We start from the raw sequence: 18736 nt of genomic DNA, 5'->3' as shown, positions 1-18736 counted from the left end.
CCCGCCCCCCGCCCTTCTCGGGGAAGACCCCGTCGGCGCGCCCGGGCCGGCCCCGGCGGGGTGGCCGGCCCGGCTGCTCGGGCTGCTGCCCCGGCTGGTCGAGGGCGACGAGCTGGCCGCCGTCCGGCTGCTGGTGGCGAGCCTGCCCGCCGACCTCACCACGGTGCCCCCCGAGCGGGTCGGGCATGGCTGAGGTCACCGCGGTCGGCACCGGCTGGGTGCCGCTGGCGGCGGCGGTGCTGCTGGCCACGACGGCGGTGACCGCCACCGCCCACGGCGCGCTGCTGGGCCGGCCGGACCGGCCCTGGGCCGAGGCCGCACGGCTGCTGCGCCAGCAACGCCGGACCACGCTCGCCGCGGACACCCTGCTGGGCCGCGGCGCGGTGCTCCTCGCCCCGGTGGTGGCGCTGCTGATGGTCGCCGTGGTCCCGCTGGGCGGCTGGACGGTGACCGACCTCGGCGTCGGCGTCGTCTGGTTCAACACCCTGGACGTCGTGCTGTGGGCGGTGTTCTGGCTGACCGGCTGGGGCGCCAACAGCGCGCTCGCGCTGGTCGGGGCCTACCGGTTCCTGGCCCAGGCGCTGGCCTACGAGCTGCCCCTGATGTTCGCCCTCGCCGCCCCGGCGCTGGCGGCCGGCAGCCTGCGCCTGGGCGACGTGGTCACCGCCCAGCAGGGCCTGTGGTTCGTCGTCTGGATGCCGGCGGCGTTCGCCGTCTACTGCCTGGGCGTCCTCGGGTTCACCGCCCGCGGCCCGTTCGGCGCGCCGGTGTCACCCGACGCGGCGGGCGGGCTGGCCGCCGAGCTGTCCGGGGTGGACCGGCTGCTGCTGGCCGGGGGGCGCTGGCTGCTGCTGGTGGCCGGCTCGGCGTTCGGCGCCACCGCGTTCCTGGGCGGGGGCGGCGGCCCGCTGCTGCCGGGCTGGGCGTGGGTGCTGCTGAAGACGGTGCTGCTGGCCCTCGCGCTCGCCGCGGTCGCCCGCCGGCTCCCGCTGTGGCGCGCCGAGCGGTTCACCGAGGTGGGCTGGCTGGTCCTGCTGCCGGTGGCGCTGCTGCAGCTGCTGGTCGTCGCGGTCGTGGAGGTGGGGTGAGCGTGCTGTCGGGGATCGTGTTCTGGGTGCTGGCCGTCGTCGCGGTCGGCACCGGGGTGGCGGTGTTCCGGGTCGACTCGATGGCCCGGGCCAGCTACGCGCTGGCGGTGAGCTTCGCCGCGGTCGGGCTCGCACTGCTGCTGGTCGACCTGGAGTTCGTCGGGGTCATCACCGTGCTGATGATGACCATGGAGATGGCCGTGATGGCCGTCTTCATGGTCATGTTCATGGGGATGAACCCGGCGCTGGTGCCGATGAGCATGACCCACGGCACCCGCACCCCGGCGGTGCTCGCGGTGGGCTGCTTCCTGCTGCTGGGCTCCGGCTCGGTGCTGGTGCCCTGGCCCGCCCGGGACGGCGCACCGGCACCCGACCCGACCGCCGTCCTGGGGGTGGCCCTGATGGAGTCGAAGATGCTGGTGATGCTCACCGTGAGCGCGGTGCTGTTCGCGACGGTGGTGGCCGCCCTGTGCCTGGCCGCCGCCCGCACCCGCTACGACCGGTTCGGCGACGACCTGCGGTCGCGCCCGGTCGACCCGGTCCGGGGCGGGGTGGGCCGGTGACGCTGCAGACGGTGCTCCTGGTCGCCTCCGCGCTGTTCAGCGTCGGGCTCTACGGCGCGCTGTCCCAGCAGGTCGTCGTCATGGTCATGATGGGTCTGGAGCTCATGCTCAACGGGGTCGTGCTGGCCGCGGCCGGGTTCTGGTGGTTCCTGTCGCCCTCGCCCGACGGCCAGGTGCTGCTGCTGGTGGTCATCAGCGCGATGACGGTGGAGATGGCGATGGGCTTCGCCGTCGCCACCCTGCTGCACCGCACCGCCGGCACCGACAGCGCCGAGTCGGTCACCGAGCTGCACGGATGAGTGCCGCCCTGCTCGCCGTCCTGGTGGGTCTGCCGCTGCTGGCCGGCGCGCTGCTGTGCCTGCTACCGGTCCGTCGACCGGCACCGGTCGCGGTCGGGGTCGCCGGAGTGGTCGCGGCCGCCGCCGTGGTCGCGGCGGTGCGCCGGCCGGCGGCCGGGTGGGCGTTCCTGCCGCTGGTGGACGGCGGCGGTGTCCGCCTGGCCGTGGACGACCTGGCCGCTCCGGTGCTGGTGTCCGTCGGCGCCGTGACCGCCCTGGTCCTGCTGGCCGCGGCCCTGGACGCCGAGGCGTGGCCGGCCCGCTTCTGGGGGTTGATGCTGGTGTTCACCGGCTCGGTGACGCTGACGGTGACCGCGACGACCCTGCCGGCGCTTCTGCTGGGCTGGGAGGTCATGGGCGCCTGCTCCTACGCGCTGATCGGCCTGCGGTGGGACCGGCCGGCTCCGGTGGCCGCCGGGGCGAGCGCCTTCCTCACCACCCGGACCACCGACCTGGGCCTCTACGTCGCCGGTGGTGCCGCGCTGGCCGGCGGTGCCGGGTGGTCGCTGGACCGGCTCTCCTCGGCCACCGGGCCGTGGCTGCACCTGGCCGCGGCCGGGGTGCTGGTGGCCGCGCTCGGCAAGGCCGCGCAGCTGCCGTTCTCGGCCTGGTTGTCCCGCGCCATGGAGGGCCCGGCGCCGGTGAGCGCACTGCTGCACTCCGCGGCCATGGTGGCGATGGGCGGGTATCTGCTGCTGCGCACCGCGCCGCTGCTGGCGGCCACCGGCTGGGCCGGGCCGACGGCGGCCTGGGTCGGCGCGGTCACCACCGTCGCGCTCGGGGCGGTGGCCGTGGCGCAGAGCGACCTGAAGCAGCTGCTCGCCGCCTCGACCGCGGCGCAGCTGGGCTTCGTGGTGCTCGCCGCCGGGGTGTCGGCGACCGCGGCCGGCAGCGCCCAGCTGGTCGCGCACGCCGCGGTCAAGGCCGGCCTGTTCCTCGCCGCCGGTGCCTGGCTGACCGCGATCGGCAGCAAGCAGCTGCCGGCACTGCGCGGGATCGCCCGCCGCTTCCGCGCGCTCGGTGCAGTGGCGTCGGTCGGGCTGCTGGCCCTGGCCGGGGTGCCGCCGCTGTCGCTGTGGCTGACCAAGGACTCGGTGCTGGCGGCGGCCGGGGAGCAGTCGGTGCCGCTGCAGCTGGTGGGGTTGGCCGGGGCGTTGCTGTCGGCGGCCTACGCGGGGACGGCGCTGCGGGTGCTGTGGTCGCGCACCGACCCCGCGCCCGGCGGCGACGAGCAGCCACCCCGCGGCCGGGTGCCGACAGGCCAGCTGCTCCCCCTCGGCGCGCTCGCCGCCGGCGCCGTCGTCCTGGGGGTTCTGGCCCCCGGCACCGCCGGCCCGGGCGAGCTGGCCCTCAGCGGCGTGCTCGCCGTCGGGGTCGTGCTGCTGGTGCTGCGCCGGCCGGTGCCCGCGCCGCGGTGGGCGGCACGCTGGCTGGGTCTGCAGACCGCCGCCGACCGGGTGGTGGCCGGGCTCGGGGTGCTCGTGGCCGGGGCTGCCCGCGCCGAGGACCTGCTGGTCCGGCGGGGGGTCGGTGGGATCACCCGGACGGTTCCCCGGCTGGCCGCCGCCGCAGCGGCGGCCGACGACCGCGGCCCGGCTGCTGCGGTGCGCGCGGTCACCGCCGGTGCCCGGTCCCTGGGGGTGCTGGCCCGTCGCCCGCAGACCGGCCTGGCCCACCAGTACTACGTCCAGGCCGTGCTGGCGCTCGCCGCCGTCCTGGCCGCCGTCCTGCTCTCGATCGTGGTGAGGTGAACGTGCTCGAGTTGGTCGTCTTCGCACCCCTGCTGGCCGCCGGCCTGCTGGCGGTGTTGCCCGTAGGCGACCGGGCCGCCCGGTGGACCTGGGTGCTGGTCACCGCCGCCGACCTCGCGCTGCTGGTCGCCCTGGCGCTGGCCTACCGCACCCCGCCCGCCGGCGGGCTGGCGTTCGAGCGTCAGCTGTCCTGGATCCCGTCGGTGGGGGTCGGCTACCACGTCGGGGTCGACGGGCTGTCCCTGCCGCTGCTGCTGCTCACCGGGGTGGTGTTCGCGGCGTGCGCGGTGCACGCGCTGCGCGAGCAGCGCCGTCCCCGGGCCCAGGCCGCGCTGTTCCTCTTCCTGCAGACCGCCTGCCTGGGGGTCTTCGTCGCCCAGGACCTCGTGCTGTTCTTCGTGTTCTTCGACCTGACGATCGTCGGCATGTGGTTCTCCATCGCCGGGTGGGGCCACGGGGACAACCGGCGCTCGGCGCTGCAGTTCTTCCTCTACACCTTCCTGGGCAGCCTGGCCCTGCTGGCCGGGTTCATCGGGCTGTACGTCGCCGCCGACCCGCACACCTTCGACATCCCCGCCCTCGTCGCCGCCGCCCCGCTGGCCGACCACCCCGTCGGCGGGGCGGTGGTGCTCGGGCTTGTGCTGCTGGGGCTGGCGATCAAGACCCCGCTGGTGCCCTTCCACACCTGGCTGCCCCCCGCGCACACCGACGCCCCGGCCATCGGGTCGGCGGTGCTGGCCGCGGTGCTGCTCAAGCTGGGCACCTACGGGTTCGTCCGGATCGCCATGCCGGTGCTGCCCCAGGCCTGGCAGGCCTGGGCCTGGGTGGTGCTGTCCGTCGGGGTGGTCTCGGTGCTCTACGGCGGGCTGGTTGCCCTGGCCCAGACCGACCTCAAGCGGTTGGTCGCCTACACGTCGGTCACGCACATGGGCTACGTCGCGGTCGCGGTGGGCGTGGCGGGGCTGGCCGGCGGCGACGCGGTCCTCCGGCAGGTCGCCGCGACCGGGGCGGTCACCCAGATGGTCAGCCACGGCCTGCTCACCGGCGCCCTGTTCCTGCTCGCCGGCGCGCTCCACGACCGCCGAGGCAGTTACGCGCTGGCCGACTACGGCGGCCTGGCCCGACCGGCGCCCCGCTTCGCCGTCCTGTTCGGCATCGCCGCGTTCGGCTCCCTCGGGTTGCCCGGCTTCAGCGGGTTCGTCGCGGAGTTCCAGGTGCTCAGCGGCAGCATCGGGGTCACCGCGTGGGCCCTGGCCGCCGTCCCCGGGATCCTGCTGACCGCCGTGCTGCTGGTGCGGGCCACCGGGTCGCTGCTCACCGGTCCGACCGTCGGCCGCGCGGTCGGCTTCACCGACCTGCGTGTGCACGAGGTCGCGCCCGTGGCGGGTCTGCTGGCGCTGTCGGTGCTGGTGGGGCTGCTGCCCGGCCCGCTGCTGGCCTGGATCACCCCCGCGGCGCAGTCGCTGGTCGTCCTGGTCGGTCGCTAGGTGTACGCCGACCTGGTCCCGGAGGCCTGCCTACTCGCCGGCGCCGTCGTCTGCCTGCTCGCCGGGTCGTTCCTGGCCCGGGAGCGGCAGTGGGTCACCCGGGTGGTCGCCGCCGCCGCGCTGATCGCGTCGCTGGTCACCGCACTGGTGGCCGCCGGCGCGACGCGGACGGTGTTCGACGGCAGCTACGCCCTGGACGCCGGCACCACCTCCGCCCGGGTCCTGGCCGCCGCGACCACGCTGCTGGTCATCGCGCTGGGCACCGCCGAACTGGCCGGCGACCGGCGGGAGAGCGAGACCTACGCCCTGCTGCTGCTGGCCGCCCTCGGGGTGGTGGTGCTCGCCGGCGCCAGCGACCTGCTGGTGCTCATCGTCGGGTTCCTGCTCGCCTCCATCCCCGTCTACGGCCTGATCGGGCTGGACCGGCGGCGGGTCAGCACCGAGGCCGCCGTCCGCACGTACCTGCTCGGCGCGCTGGCCGGCATCGTGCTCATGCTCGGCGCCACCGTCCTCACCGCGCTGGCCGGGGGGTCCACCTACCGCGAGCTGGCCGACCGGCTGCCGGCCGCACCCGCCGCGGCCGTCGCCGTCGGCATCCTGGCCGTCGTGCTCGGCCTGCTCTTCGAGGCCGGCGCCGTCCCGCTGCACCCGTGGGTGCCCGACGCCGTGCAGGGCGCCCGCACCACGGTGGCCGCGTTCCTGACCACCGTGCCCAAGGTCGGCGCGCTGCTCGCCCTCACCCGGCTGGTCGAGGTCGTCCCTCCCGGGGTGCCCGTGCGCCCGGTGGTCGCCGTCCTCGCCGCCGCCAGCCTGCTGCTGGGCACCTTCGCCGCGTTCGGCCAGCACGACCTGCGCCGCCTGCTGGGCTGGTCGACCGTCAGCCAGGTCGGGTTCCTGCTCCTCCCGGTCGCCGCCGCCGGGCGCTCACCGCTGGCCCTGGGCTCGCTGGTGGTCTACCTGGCCGGCTACGCGGTCACCACCCTCGCCCTCTTCGCGGTGCTCGCCGCGCTCCCCCACCACCGCACGCTCACCGACGTGCGGGGCAGCGCACGCACCCACCCGTGGCTGACCGCCGTCGTGATCCTCGGGCTGCTCAGCACCGTGGGTACCCCGCCCACCGCCGTGTTCCTGGGCAAGCTGACCACCTTTACCGCCGCCTGGGAGGCAGGCCTGCCCTGGCTTGTCGTGCTCGCCGCGCTCGCCACCGTCGCGAGCCTGTTCTACCTGCTCCGCTGGGGGGCGGCCATCCTGCCGTGGTCGATGACTTCCACCAAGCAGGCGAGTGCATCGGTCCCGCCCGGTGCCATCAGGGGGGCAGCTGCCACCGCTGCGGTCTGCGCTCTTGGCGTGATTGTGCTTGGCGTCGCCGGTGGCGCAGTCCTGTTAGAGACGACGACGCTGGTCCGCTGACCGCCACCCGCTGACGGTATTCGCGAAGCAAGCCTCGTCTCTCCGCTGCAGGACAGGCCGCAGCACCGGGCCCCTTTTAGCGCTCTTGAGCTCGCTGCGGCCTTGATACCCCCGGGGGGTAGTGGTACCTTTTTAGCACTTCGGACGGCAAGGGAGCACCCATGGTCGGTTACGCAGCATCCAAAGACGACCAGCTCAAGCGGCTACGCCGCATCGAGGGCCAGGTGCGGGGCCTTCAGCGGATGGTGGAGTCCGACACCTACTGCATCGACGTGCTGACCCAGGTATCGGCGGCGACCAAGGCGCTGCAGGCCGTTGCGCTGGGTCTGTTGGAGGACCACATGGCCCACTGCATGGTCGAAGCGGCCCGGGTCGGTGGCACCGAGCAGGACGCCAAGGTCCGCGAGGCTGCCGACGCCATCGCCCGCCTAGTCCGCAGCTGACCCACCTCCCGCATCCGCCACCGCGCACCAATACCCCCACGCTTGCACGCAACGACAACAGGAGGAGATCCAGGATGAGCACCGCCACCTACACCGTTTCGGGCATGACCTGCGGGCACTGCATTGCCAGCGTCACCGAGGAGCTCACCGAGCTCGCCGGCGTCACCGGAGTCGCGGTGGACCTGCCCACCGGCGCGGTCACCGTGACCAGCGCTGCCCCGCTGGCTACCGAGGATGTCCGCGCCGCCGTGACCGAGGCCGGCTACCAGCTTACCGACGCACCGGCCTGAGCCCGGGAAGGACGCCCATGCCTGCCCTTGACGATCTGTCCGCGCCGACCCGGATCGCCGGCTACCTGGCCGCGCTGGTGGTCGTGTTCGCCGCCGCAACCGGGGTGGGTGCAGCGGCAGGACCGATCGGGGCGCCCGCGTCCTCCCCCAGCCAGAGCACCGAGCATCCGACCAACCCGGACAACGACCCGGCCCAGCCGCATGAAGGGGGGCACACGCCATGACCTCGACCGCCCAGCAGCCCCAGCTCACCCCGACCTCGGGGACCAACGCCGTGGAACTGGTGATCGGCGGGATGACCTGCGCGTCGTGCGCCAACCGGGTGGAACGCAAGCTGAACAAGCTGCCCGGGGTGACCGCGACGGTCAACTACGCCACCGAGAAGGCCAAGGTCACCCTGGAGGGGACCCCGGTAACCCGGGGCGCCTCGGCTGGCTCGAGCACCGAGGCCGGGACCGGCCCGGGTCCGGCGGTGTCCACTGAGGACCTCATCGCCGCCGTGCAGGCAGCCGGCTACACCGCGGCCTTGCCCGCCCCGCCGACTCCTGCACGCACCCTCGACCCGGCGGCCAGTGACACGGCCGCGGCCGAGGCCACCCCGGATGCGACCGCGGCGCTGCGCCGCCGGCTGCTGATCAGCGCTGCGCTGAGCCTGCCAGTGATCGCCCTGGCGATGGTCCCGGCCTGGCAGTTCACCAACTGGCAGTGGCTGTCGCTCACCCTGGCCGCACCGGTGGTCGCATGGGGCGCCTGGCCCTTCCACCAGGCCGCCTGGACCAACGCCCGGCACGGCGCGGCCACCATGGACACCCTGATCTCCGTGGGCACCCTGGCCGCGCTGGGCTGGTCGCTGTACGCGCTGTTCTTCGGCACCGCCGGCATCCCCGGCATGACCCACCCCTTCAGCTTCGCCGTCGAACGAGGCGGCGGGGGCGGCAACATCTACCTGGAGGCCGCCGCCGGGGTCACCACCTTCATCCTCGCCGGCCGCTACGCCGAAGCACGCGCCAAGCGACGCTCCGGGGCCGCGCTGCGCGCGCTGCTGCAGATGGGTGCCCGCGACGTCGCGGTGCTGCGCGACGGCAGCGAGCAGCGCATCCCGGTCGAGGAGCTGGCCGTCGGCGACCGGTTCCTGGTCCGCCCCGGGGAGAAGATCGCCACCGACGGCGTCGTCGCCGAGGGCTCCTCGGCGGTGGACGTCAGCATGCTCACCGGGGAATCGGTGCCCGTGGAGGTCACCGCCGGTGACGCCGTCACCGGGGCCACCATCAACGCCGGCGGCCGGCTAGTGGTCACCGCCACCCGGGTGGGAGCCGACACCCAGCTGGCGCAGATGGCCCGCCTGGTCGAGGACGCCCAGAACGGCAAGGCCCAGGTGCAGCGCCTGGCCGACCGGATCTCCGGGGTCTTCGTCCCCGTCGTCATCGCCCTAGCCGTGGCCACCCTGGGCTTCTGGCTGGGCGCCGGCGGAGGGACCGAGGCCGCGTTCACCGCTGCTGTCGCCGTGCTGATCATCGCCTGCCCCTGCGCCCTGGGACTGGCCACCCCGACGGCCCTGATGGTCGGCACCGGCCGCGGCGCCCAGCTGGGCATCCTGATCAAGGGCCCCGAGGTGCTGGAGTCCACCCGCCGTATCGACACCGTCGTGCTGGACAAGACAGGCACCGTCACCACCGGCCAGATGGCCGTCACCGATGTCGTCCCGGCCTCCGGCACCGACGCCGCACGGGTGCTGCGGCTGGCCGGTGCGCTCGAGGACGCCAGCGAGCACCCCATCGCCCGCGCCATCACCAGCGCCGCCCTCACCGACACCGAGGGCGAGGCAGCGCCACAGCCGGCCGTGGCAGAGTTCGCCAACCTCGAAGGACTCGGTGTCCGCGGCACCCTTACCGACACCGACGGCACGCACACCGCGCTGGTCGGCCGTCCCCGCCTGCTCACCGAGCAGAACATCACCCTGCCCGAAGACCTGCAGACCGCCCACGCCCGCGCAGAAGCCGAAGGCGCGACCGTGGTTGCGGTGGCCATCGATGGCACCCCCGCCGGCCTGATCACCATCGCCGACACCGTGAAGCCCACCAGCGCCGCCGCCATCACCCAACTGCGCGCTCTCGGACTGACCCCGATCCTGCTCACCGGCGACAACGCCACCGTCGCGGCCACCGTCGCCGCCCAGGTCGGCATCGACGAAGTCATCGCCAATGTGCTGCCCGCCGACAAGGTCGCCGTCGTCACCGACCTGCAGGCCCGCGGTAAGACCGTGGCCATGGTCGGGGACGGCGTCAACGACGCCGCAGCCCTCGCCCAGGCCGACCTCGGCCTGGCCATGGGTACCGGCACCGACGTCGCGATCGAAGCCAGTGACCTGACCCTCGTCCGCGGGAACCTGCAGGTCGCAGCCGACGCCGTCCGGCTCTCCCGCCGCACCCTGGCCGTCATCAAGAGCAACCTGTTCTGGGCCTTCGCCTACAACGTCGCAGCCATCCCGCTTGCCGCCGCCGGACTGCTCAACCCGATGATCGCCGGAGCCGCGATGGCGCTGTCCAGCGTCTTCGTCGTCACCAACAGCCTGCGGCTGCGCCGCTTTCAGCCCACCAGCCACTAGTCCATAACGCCCTGATCGCACGGTCGAGGACAACCAAGCCTGGGGACAGGTGCCCACCTACTGGCCGTCGCTTCCCAGGTGCAGGTGCACCCAGTGCTGATCACGGCGGTCGTTCCTGCTCACCGCTGCGGGGCAGTCCCGAATAACACCGGGTTCCCTCTTGCCCCGACCACCTCACGGCGGCCGGACCAGCTGCGGCATACACCCTAGGTAGCCGGCGACCGCGGTCGTTCCGCGGGTCCGGTGTAGGAACGTGTCGGTTGCGCTGGCGGCGCTTGAGACGACTCCTCAGTCGTTTGTCTCAGGGTGTCGGCCGGTGGGCGGGGTTGTGAGGTGGCTGCCATTCGGGCGAGGTGAGCGTTGTAAATCGCCAGCTCGTCATCGGCGATCCGATCAGATCGGATGGTTCCTCGCTCCTCGGACTTCACCCATTGGAAGAACACGATGGCGACGGCTATGAATGTTGGGAATTCACCAAAGCCCCACACGATGTTGCCGGCGGCCAACTGATCTGTCATAACGTCGATGCCCCAGTCCTGGGGCGGGTTCGCGAAGGTCCGGATGAGTGGTCGGCTGGCCATCATCAGCACGACGGCAAAGAACGCCTCGGCCGGGCCGGGCAATGCGATATCCAGCAGTCTGATCGGGGCGGACGTGCTCCGTGGCCAAGGATCCAAGGCGAATGCCCCACCGAAGGCCAGCAGTCCGCTGACGAAGAAGAAGGTGATCATGACCAGGTTGCCGGCCAAGCTGGCCATCAGGTCGTCCAGGATAGGCGTGAGATAGACGCCGTACAGGCTGATCAGGAAGAGGACGGTGGTCGTGACGGGGTGACAGACCACCTTCATCGTGGGGCTGCGCAGCCCGCGGAGGAGAATCCGTCTGGGCAGGACGCGTCGCCCTTGTCGGGGCAGTGTGCGCATTGCCAGACGCAATGGTGCTCCCAGCATGATGAGCATGGGAGAGAGAATGGTGAGGACCATGTGCTGGAACATGTGTATCGAGAACAGCATCATGCTGTAGCCCATGACCTGGGTTCCGGTGACCAACCAGAGTGCCAGGATGCCGGCACAGAATGCCGCGGTTCGGTGCCAGGGCCAAGGAACGCCGCGCCGGCGCAGCTGTCGTACTCCTGCCAGGTAGGCGCACAGCGCGATGACTTGACCTACGACCAACACAGACGTGCCGTCCAGCTGCGGAGTCAGCAACCGCATCAGGGTTGGTGGGTCTTCGGGCATCCACATCCAGCCCCCCGCACCGGACACCGTTCAGCCCTCTTTCCTGACGGTCGCAGCCGCAGCGCGTCCGTCAGCTCCGACTGGTCGCCGGTTGCGACCGCTGTGCGTAGCCCGTCTCTCGCCCGTCATCAACTAATGTAGATAGTAGACGTTGCCTGTTGCGGATCAGAACCACCCGTCCGCGCGGATCGGTCCACCTGGGTTCAGCTGCGAGTCCGCGGCCGGGCCATGCCATGCTTTCGACCCGATGCCTGCAGACGTCAGTTGCAGGGGCTGTCGAGCTCGACCCCGCGAGCCCGCAGCCACGGCATGGGGTTGGTTCGTCCCTGGTACATGCCTCGGGAGTGCACCTCGACGTGCACGTGGGGACCGGTCGACTGTCCGCGGTTGCCGACCTCGGCAATGAGCTGTCCAGCCGCGACTCTTTCACCCGTAGTGACGAAGTAGTCATTGATGTGGCCGTAGACGGTGACGCTGCCATCGTCGTGCTGGATGTAGACGGCCAGCCCGAACCCGGTAGCGCTGCCGGCCCGGACCACTCGGCCAGCCGCGGGGGCATAGATCGGGGTACCGATGGGAGCCGCGATGTCTACCCCGTTGTGCATGGTGCCCCAGCGCATCTCGTAGCAGGAGGTGAACCGCCCGGCAGTGATCCGGGTCCCTCCGGCACTGCCCTGAGGGCCGGGCGAGGATTGCGGGGTGCCCGTTGCGGTGGGCGACGTGGAGGAACGTGGCGTGCTGGTCGGTGCGTTCTGACGAGCGGCGGCTGCAGCTTGCTGAGCGGCCCACACCTGGTAGGCGTTGCGTTCACCTTGCAGCTGCAACAACCGGATCTGAGCGTCTTGCAACTGCTGCTGCAAGACGGCGTCCCGGGTGGCCATGTCGGCGACAGCGGCCTCCGCCTGCGCCAGCTGCGCGGATGCCGCGGCTTGTGCAGCGGCGGCTTCCTGCTCGGCGGCCTGCTGCTGGGCCAGGCGGGCCCGAGCTTCGGAGTCTGCGTTGGCCATCTGTACGCGCGCACGGCCGGCCTCGGCGAGGACCTCGGATCGTCCTGCGGACAGGTACTCAAGGGCGGCGGCCTGCTGCAGCATTTCTGAGGGGTTTTCCGCGTACAGCAGCGCGGACAGGCCTCCGAGGTCTCCTGAGCGCATGTAGGTCTGCGCGGCGACCTCGTTGACGGCCGCTTGGGCCGCGTTGGCGGCGGCTATGGCTGCTGTCAGGTTCGCGGTGGCTACATCGGCGTCCTGTTGGGCGCGCTCGAGTGCTGCCTCGGCGACCAGCTGCGCGTCGGCCGCCGCCATGGCGATGGCATTGGCCCGCTCGCGTTCGGCCTGCGCTGCGGCGAGCTCCGCTGCTGCCTGCCCGACCTCGGCGGCTGCGGCATCTTGCGCCTGCTGAGCCGCGGAGATCTGCGCGTCCCCGGGGTTGGCGGGCGCGGCAACGGCGGGGGACGTCACCCCCACCAGGGCGGCAGCCACGCACACCACCATCGATCGGCGGATGGTCTGCCCTCCGCGGGCCCGAAGCCGCCACCCGTCGCTCGATGCCGATGCTTGTGTCATCGTCGCGTTCCTCTTCCCTGCCGCTCCTACTAAATGTGGTAGTAGGAACGGCAGGGTGAGCTCGCGGCTTGAGTACTTGGTTGCACCCGCCCGGACAGGTCTCCTCGTTCGGGGTCGTGAGGCCCCTGTGCACCTGTTGCTTGTGTCAGATACGCCGGGCCCTGGACCTGTCGGTCACGCTGCGGCCCGGGCCATGGCGGCGGCCTCGCTGGGCGGCACCAGGGAGGTCAGCTTCTGCCGGACGGTGCGCGGGCTGGTGCCGGCCTGGATCTCGGAGATGCCCTCGACGAGCAGCTTCATCTGGGCGGCCTGCAGGTCGCTGGTTCGGGTGATCTTGGCGCCGGCGGGCAGCCAGAAGATGTTGGCCGAGAGCACGCCCCAGAGCGTGGCCACGAACGCGGCGGCGATCAGCTTGCCGAGCTTGTCGGGCTGGTTGAGGTTCTCCAGCACGTGGATGAGCCCGATGACCGTGCCGATGATGCCGATGGTCGGGGCGTAGCCGCCCATGCCGGTGAAGAACTTGGCGGCGGTCTTGTCCTCGGCCTTCTTCGCCGAGATCTCGGCCTCGAGCACGGTGCGGAGGTCCTCGGGGTCGGTGCCGTCGACGGCCATCTGCAGACCGCGCTGCAGGAACGGGTCCTCGATCTCCTTGATGGGGCCCTCGAGGGCCAGCAGGCCCTCCTTGCGGGCCTTCTCGGCGAGGGTGACCAGCGTCTGGATCTTCTCCGAGGCCGGGGGGACGGCGGCGGGCATGAAGCCCTGCTTCATCCAGCCGCCGATCTTCTTGACGTCGGCCATCGTGGAGCCCGCGACGGCTGCGCCGAAGGTGCCGACGAAGACCAGGATGATCGGCGGGAGCAGGATGATCGCCATCGGCGACGACCCCTCGAGGATCATCGACACGAGGATGGCGACCATGGCCACGCCGACGCCGATCAGGGTTGCCGGGTCCATGTCACACCCCTGCTTCGACGGATGGTCGTCGGGGTCCGGCTGCGCGAGTGTGCATGAATCCCCTACTCCATCAGCGGCTGACTACATCGCTGCGAACAGCACTTCTACTAACGTAGTTAGGAGAGTAGGGCGGGCCGGTGCGGCGGACGTCTGACACGCCGGTGGGCCGACAGGCCTGCTGACGCCCGCCGGTGAGGGCTCTCGGGCATCAGCAGGCCGTCTCATCAACTGCAGCGTCCCCCGAGGGTGATGCCACGCTGAGCGAGCCACGGCGCGGGATCGGTGCGGTTGGCGTAGAGCCCGCCGGTGTGGGTCTCGATGTGCAGGTGTGGGCCGGTGGACTGCCCGCGGTTGCCGACCTCGGCGATCATCTGCCCGGCGGTGACGGTCTGACCAGCGGTCACGAAGTAGTCATTGATGTGGCCGTAGAGGGTGATCGTGCCGTCGGGGTGCTGGATGTAGACGGCCAGACCGAATCCATTGGCCGGCCCGGCATCGATGACCACTCCCCCTTCTGGTGCGTAGATGGGGGTACCGATCGGTGCGGCGATGTCGATGCCGTTGTGGTTGGTGCCCGAGCGGGGCCCGTAGCAGGAGGTAACCCGTCCATCGACGAGGCCGGCGCCGGTGCTGGCTGCCGCGCTGGCATTGGCGTTGAAGGTTGCTGCCGGGTCGGCGACTCCCTGCTCGGCCAAGACGGTCAACTGCGCCGAGCGCAACTGGCTCTGCAGCTGCGACCACTGCCCCTGGGCCTGGTCGTAGTCGGCCTGGGCGTCGCTGAGCCGCTGCGCTGCCTGTGCTTGTGCATCATCGGCTGCGGTCACGGCAGCGGCTTGGTCATCGGCCGCCTGCAGGGCGTCCCGCTCGGCAGCATCTCGTTCGTCTTGGAGCTCCTGCAATGCGGCCAGCTCGTCGCTGCGCTGCTCGGCGAGCAGGGTGAGCGTTCCGGCGCGGTCGATGAACTGCTCGGGGTCGCTGGCGTCGAGCAGCATGCCCATCTGTCCAAGATCAGATGCACCCATGAAGGCCTGCCGGCCCGCTGCGGTGACGTCGACCTGGGCCTGGTCGGCGGCCGAGCGAGCAGTTTCGGCGGCAGCGGTGGCTTGCGTGACGGTCTGGTTTGCTACCGCGAGGGCCTCGTCGGCTAGCCGCAGGGTCTCGGTGGTGGCTTCGGCATCGACGGTGGCTTGGGCGAGGGCGTTGGAGGCCTGATCAACCAGCGCTTGTAGGCGCTGCACTTCGGACTCGGCGGCGCTGCTGGTGGCCGGGGCGGCCGCGGCCGGGGCGGGGGGCAGCAGCGTCAGCGTCGTGGCGAGCGCGGCCAGCGTGGGGATGAGCAGCCGTTGTGCTCGACGACCGGTGGTCGTGGTCGATCTGTGGACGCGGTGGCGGGGTTTTTGAGCATGGGGGTGGTGCGCGGTGGTCACCTGCGGCGGCTCCGTTTTCCTCCTGCCGCCTACCGGGTTAGCTGACGGGTTCGGGCCGGAAGCAGCCCTACCGCACCGCAGTGCGGATTCACCCCAGGGGAACGTGGGTCCCCGGCCCATCCGACGCAACGGTCGGTTGGTTCGGCGGGTCTACAGGAGGACCCGGGGAACAGGTCGACGCCCCTGCAGACGCACCCAAACTACTACTATCTCTAGTAGTAATTGCAACCCTTGGTCTGCTCGTGCGGCGTCTGGCGCGCCGTGTGGTCACTCAATGCGCGCGTTCGGCTGCGTCGGGCAGAGCGGTCCAGATCACCGGGAGGGCGTGCAGCCCGAACACGATGGAGCGGGAACGGAACTGCAGGCGGTCGGGGTGGAGTGGCCTGAGGTCGGGCAGGCGGCGCAGCAGCGCAGGCAGCGCCGTGAGCATTTCCATCCGGGCCAACGGAGCGCCCAGGCAGTGGTGGATGCCGTGGCCGAAGGCCAGGTGCCGCGTGGGTGGCCGACGGAGGTCGAGCAGGGCGGCATCGCCGACGAGGGCCTGGTCCCGGTCGGCGGCCAGCAGGGAGCACAGCACCAGGTCCCCGGCGGCGATGTCCTGCCCTGCGATGCGCACGTCGGTGCGCGGGAAGCGGGGGAAGGCCACCTGCACGACGGTCAGATAGCGCAGCAGTTCCTCCACCGCGGCCGGCGCGCGCTCCGGGTTACCGATGACGGCAGCTGCGTGCGGGTTCTGCGTCAGCAGCAGCGTACTGAGGGCGAGCATGCTGGCTGTGGTCTCGTGACCGCCGACCAGCAGGCCATCGACGAGCCCGGTCAGTTCGGCGTCGGACACCGTGTCGCCGTATTCCCGGATGACGTCGCCGATCAGACCGGCCTGAGGGCGGGCTCGCTGTGCTGCCACGAGGTCACCCAAGTAGTCCAGGGACTGTGCGGCGGAATCCAACGGCGCCAGGATGCTGTCGAGCAGGTCGAAGCGGCCGGTCGCCACCTTGGCGAAGGCCTCGAGTTCGGCGTCGGGCACCCCCAGCAGTTCACCGATGACCATGGCCGGAACCGGTGTAGCGAACTCGGCGACGAGGTCTGCTCCCGGTCCGGCTTGGACGAGGGCCTCCAGTCGGCGGTGCACGATGCGGTCGATGGCTGGCTGCAGGCCTGCCAGCCGACGGGGGGCGAAGGCGGGGGCGAGTAGCCGCCGCAGCCGGGTGTGGTCAGGGGGGTCGACCAGCCCGAGCCCGCCCGGGTTGGCCAAGTCCAGGTCGGGGTCGTCGTGCGCGCCGGCCAGATGGGCGAAGTCGTTGCTGTAGGTGCGGTGGTCGGTGAGGACGGCCTGCACCTGCGCATGGCCGGTGACCAGCCATACTGGATTGCCGAACAGGTCCAGGCGGGTGACCGGTGCCTGGCTGTGCCGTTCTAGCAGCCAGGGATGAGGGTCGAGTCCGACCCGGTCGAGCGGAGCGAGGATGTCGTCGAGGTCCTGCACGGGTTTCTCCTGGCGGGCGCTGGTCATGGTCGGTCGGCGGGCGGGTCACCTGGTGTCGTGTCGGTGACCGCGGCGGGCGACAGGCCGTCGGCAGCAGGATCGGTCCGCGGGGCACCGTCTTGTCGCGCGGCGGTCTGCTGCGCCGGGTTCAGGCGGGTTGTGGGTGTCCGGTCGTGGTTAGCCATGGCCATCGTCACAGCCGTCGCGGCCACCAGCAGACCGGCGATCAGGGAGACCAGGGCCGCAGTGCGTTGATCGTCGGGGGCAGATCCAGCCAGCCACGACGGGGCGACCTGGTTCCACCAGGACAGGGCCAGCACCTGCGGCCAGGTCAGCCACAGCATGCAGGCCGAGATGTGCACAGCGGCCCAGGCCAGGATCCAAGCGATCGTCGGCGTGGCCGGGTCGGTCGGATGCAGCCACGACGCGATCAACACCACGCCGGCTGCCACTGTAATCGGGACGGAGATCAGGTGAGCGGCGTGCGAGCGCAGGACGAGCTCCAGGGCGGGTCCGGTCGCCCCGCCGTACAACACGGTCCCGGATACAGCCAGCGCCACTGCTGGAGAGCGCAGCCGGCGAGTGAACGGGTGGTCGCAGATGGCACGCCACCACTGACGGGCGCCGCGGACTTCGGTGGTCTCGTCCTCGTCCGGCAAGGCCCTTGAGAGCAGGTCCCGGGTGCCGATGACGAGGAGCAGCGGAGCGATGAGGCCGAGCAGCAGGTACTGCACGGCATGCGCGGTGATGCTGACCGAGGCGTATCGGGCCAGACCACTGCTGGTGGCCAGCAGCAGGACGAGCAACCCGATCATGGCAGCAGCTGTCCGCTGGCGCGGCCACACCTCGCCGGTTCTCCCGGCAATGCGGGCGGCAATCAGGTATCCCGCGGCCGCTGCGGCGAAGACGAGCGGGAACAGGGGGTCCGGATAGGGATCGAGCAGCTGCGCCCACGCCTGTCCCCACGACGGCGGCGCGGGCGGGTTGAATCCCAGCAGGTCCAGCGCGGTGCCCTCGGCGGCGGCCGGTTCGCCGGTGCTCTGGGGAGTGGGAGTACGCGACAACGACACCGCGGTCCCCACGGCGAGCCCGAACACCGCGACCTCGACAGCGGCCAGCCTGCGGAACGCCGCGACGCTCCCGGCAGCGAGGGCTGGAACGGTCCATCGGCGGTGTGCCCAGCCGATGCAGGCAGCTACAACCAGCAGCGCTGTCTTGGCCAGCACCTGCCCCCCGTAGGGGGTGGTCAGCAGTTCAGACGGTTTGCTCAGCCTGGTGGCGGCGGTGATCACGCCGCTGATCGCGACCAGGGCGACCAGGGCGGGCGCGGCAGCACTGAACCGTCTGACAGCTGTGACGACGTCGGCGGTGGGCAGCCGGCGCACCAGCATCAGCGCGAGCACCGCGCCGGACCAGATCAGCACGCCGATGACGTGTAGCAGCAGTCCCGACACAGCGGCTTGGTGGCTGCCGGAACCAGCGGCGTGCCCGGTGAAGACCGGCGGGAGCGCGGCACCGATGGCCAGGGCGAGCAGCCAGGCGCTCCCGCCGGTAGTGAGGACGCTGCGTCCGGCCAGGGCGATCGCGCCGGTGGCCACGATGACCAGCAGCTGTCCTTGGCCTTGCGGGATGGTGGTGGCGAAGGAGATCAGCCCGCGGATGGTCACCGTGGGCAGACCGGTGCCCAAGAAGTCAGCCAGCTGCAGCGGCAGAACGAACACGGCGCTGACCCACCACCCGACGGCCGTCCAGCCGGCCAGCCGGGTCCACCGGTAGCCGGCCACGCTCATCCGGCGGTGACCTGGTGCCAGCACGGCCGCGCAGAGCAGGGCCCCGACCGTCGCCACGGCCGCCAGATCACCGCCGATCTTCGCGGCGGGGAGCGCCCAGGCCACCACGCCGGAAGGGGCGGGCAGCCCGGGCAGGCTCTGCGGGGTCAATGCGCCGGTGGCCGCCAGCAGGGCCAGGGTCGCGCCGGTCCCGGCTAGGGAGAACGCGACGGCGACAGGGATGGGGTGGGTCCACCGCGGTGATGGACTGGAGGCACCATGCGGCACCTGCTTCGCAGCCCCTCCCGTCCTGCTGGATGGGGCCTGG

At 71.8% G+C, this 18736-nt stretch carries 17 protein-coding genes and 2 riboswitches; of the genes, 11 read left to right on the top strand and 6 right to left on the bottom strand.

Going from position 1 to position 18736, the window contains the following annotated elements; all coding sequences use genetic code 11:
• The 11 genes from NH342_RS00735 to NH342_RS00685 all read left to right on the top strand — a co-directional run.
• A partial coding sequence (locus NH342_RS00735; protein WP_253010241.1) for a hypothetical protein occupies positions 1–193 on the top strand: 193 nt, incomplete at its 5' end.
• Positions 186–1088 (top strand): NADH-quinone oxidoreductase subunit H, encoded by a 903-nt coding sequence (locus NH342_RS00730; protein WP_253010239.1) that lies wholly within the window; start codon positions 186–188, stop codon positions 1086–1088. The genes NH342_RS00735 and NH342_RS00730, both read left to right, overlap by 8 nt.
• Positions 1085–1651, top strand: coding sequence for an NADH-quinone oxidoreductase subunit J (locus NH342_RS00725; RefSeq protein ID WP_253010237.1), 567 nt, complete (start codon positions 1085–1087; stop codon positions 1649–1651). Before NH342_RS00730 ends, NH342_RS00725 begins: the two co-directional genes overlap by 4 nt.
• Entirely contained in the window at positions 1648–1950 is a 303-nt protein-coding gene (locus tag NH342_RS00720; protein ID WP_253010235.1) for an NADH-quinone oxidoreductase subunit K, read from the top strand. The genes NH342_RS00725 and NH342_RS00720 overlap by 4 nt, the downstream gene beginning before the upstream one ends.
• Positions 1947–3740 carry a proton-conducting transporter membrane subunit gene (locus NH342_RS00715; protein ID WP_253010233.1) on the top strand — a complete coding sequence of 598 codons (1794 nt, stop codon included), beginning with the start codon at positions 1947–1949 and terminating at the stop codon, positions 3738–3740. The genes NH342_RS00720 and NH342_RS00715 overlap by 4 nt, the downstream gene beginning before the upstream one ends.
• A complete protein-coding gene (locus NH342_RS00710) occupies positions 3737–5227 on the top strand; it encodes a NuoM family protein (protein WP_253010231.1) in 1491 nt (496 codons plus the stop codon). The genes NH342_RS00715 and NH342_RS00710 overlap by 4 nt, the downstream gene beginning before the upstream one ends.
• Entirely contained in the window at positions 5228–6637 is a 1410-nt protein-coding gene (locus NH342_RS00705; RefSeq protein WP_253010229.1) for a proton-conducting transporter membrane subunit, read from the top strand.
• 161 nt (positions 6638–6798) lie between these two features.
• Positions 6799–7080, top strand: a complete 282-nt coding sequence (locus tag NH342_RS00700) for a metal-sensitive transcriptional regulator (protein ID WP_253010227.1) — start codon at positions 6799–6801, stop codon at positions 7078–7080.
• Positions 7081–7154: 74 nt separating this feature from the next.
• Positions 7155–7370, top strand: coding sequence for a heavy-metal-associated domain-containing protein (locus NH342_RS00695; protein WP_253010225.1), 216 nt, complete (start codon positions 7155–7157; stop codon positions 7368–7370).
• A 17-nt stretch (positions 7371–7387) separates the two neighbouring features.
• On the top strand, positions 7388–7594 hold the full coding sequence (locus NH342_RS00690) for a hypothetical protein (RefSeq protein WP_253010223.1): 207 nt from the start codon (positions 7388–7390) through the stop codon (positions 7592–7594).
• Positions 7591–9975, top strand: coding sequence for a cation-translocating P-type ATPase (locus NH342_RS00685; RefSeq protein ID WP_253010221.1), 2385 nt, complete (start codon positions 7591–7593; stop codon positions 9973–9975). The genes NH342_RS00690 and NH342_RS00685 overlap by 4 nt, the downstream gene beginning before the upstream one ends.
• A 26-nt stretch (positions 9976–10001) precedes the next feature.
• Positions 10002–10183: riboswitch (cobalamin riboswitch) on the bottom strand.
• Here the strand turns inward: NH342_RS00685 and NH342_RS00680 are convergent.
• From NH342_RS00680 to NH342_RS00655, 6 genes are all read right to left on the bottom strand, one after another.
• Complete coding sequence (locus NH342_RS00680) at positions 10182–11213, bottom strand: cytochrome c oxidase assembly protein (protein WP_253010219.1); 1032 nt, start codon at positions 11211–11213, stop codon at positions 10182–10184. Its footprint overlaps the riboswitch before it by 2 nt.
• A gap of 260 nt (positions 11214–11473) precedes the next feature.
• A complete protein-coding gene (locus NH342_RS00675; protein ID WP_253010217.1) occupies positions 11474–12691 on the bottom strand; it encodes a peptidoglycan DD-metalloendopeptidase family protein in 1218 nt (405 codons plus the stop codon).
• Between the two features lie 258 nt (positions 12692–12949).
• Positions 12950–13729: a motility protein A gene (locus NH342_RS00670; RefSeq protein ID WP_253010215.1), complete on the bottom strand. Its 780-nt coding sequence runs from the start codon at positions 13727–13729 to the stop codon at positions 12950–12952.
• 224 nt (positions 13730–13953) lie between these two features.
• A complete protein-coding gene (locus tag NH342_RS00665) occupies positions 13954–15156 on the bottom strand; it encodes a M23 family metallopeptidase (RefSeq protein WP_308200581.1) in 1203 nt (400 codons plus the stop codon).
• A gap of 11 nt (positions 15157–15167) precedes the next feature.
• A riboswitch (cyclic di-AMP (ydaO/yuaA leader) is annotated at positions 15168–15313 on the bottom strand.
• A 114-nt stretch (positions 15314–15427) separates the two neighbouring features.
• On the bottom strand, positions 15428–16666 hold the full coding sequence (locus NH342_RS00660) for a cytochrome P450 (protein ID WP_253010213.1): 1239 nt from the start codon (positions 16664–16666) through the stop codon (positions 15428–15430).
• Entirely contained in the window at positions 16663–18429 is a 1767-nt protein-coding gene (locus tag NH342_RS00655) for a cytochrome c oxidase assembly protein (protein ID WP_253010212.1), read from the bottom strand. Before NH342_RS00655 ends, NH342_RS00660 begins: the two co-directional genes overlap by 4 nt.
• Positions 18430–18736 lie beyond the last annotated feature (307 nt).

Source organism: Klenkia sp. PcliD-1-E (genome assembly GCF_024124375.1).
Classification (GTDB): Bacteria; Actinomycetota; Actinomycetes; order Mycobacteriales; family Geodermatophilaceae; genus Klenkia.
The sequence above is the reverse complement of the archived record's forward strand: the minus strand, read 5'-3'. Positions and strand labels throughout refer to the sequence as shown.

Coding starts and splice junctions, on each gene's coding strand:
- NH342_RS00715 (WP_253010233.1), top strand. CDS start 1,947: ATGAGTGCCGCCCTGCTCGCCGTCCTGGTGGGTCTGCCGCTGCTGGCC.
- NH342_RS00730 (WP_253010239.1), top strand. CDS start 186: ATGGCTGAGGTCACCGCGGTCGGCACCGGCTGGGTGCCGCTGGCGGCG.
- NH342_RS00690 (WP_253010223.1), top strand. CDS start 7,388: ATGCCTGCCCTTGACGATCTGTCCGCGCCGACCCGGATCGCCGGCTAC.
- NH342_RS00680 (WP_253010219.1), bottom strand. CDS start 11,213: ATGCCCGAAGACCCACCAACCCTGATGCGGTTGCTGACTCCGCAGCTG.
- NH342_RS00700 (WP_253010227.1), top strand. CDS start 6,799: ATGGTCGGTTACGCAGCATCCAAAGACGACCAGCTCAAGCGGCTACGC.
- NH342_RS00695 (WP_253010225.1), top strand. CDS start 7,155: ATGAGCACCGCCACCTACACCGTTTCGGGCATGACCTGCGGGCACTGC.
- NH342_RS00655 (WP_253010212.1), bottom strand. CDS start 18,429: ATGAGCGTGGCCGGCTACCGGTGGACCCGGCTGGCCGGCTGGACGGCC.
- NH342_RS00660 (WP_253010213.1), bottom strand. CDS start 16,666: ATGACCAGCGCCCGCCAGGAGAAACCCGTGCAGGACCTCGACGACATC.
- NH342_RS00685 (WP_253010221.1), top strand. CDS start 7,591: ATGACCTCGACCGCCCAGCAGCCCCAGCTCACCCCGACCTCGGGGACC.
- NH342_RS00670 (WP_253010215.1), bottom strand. CDS start 13,729: ATGGACCCGGCAACCCTGATCGGCGTCGGCGTGGCCATGGTCGCCATC.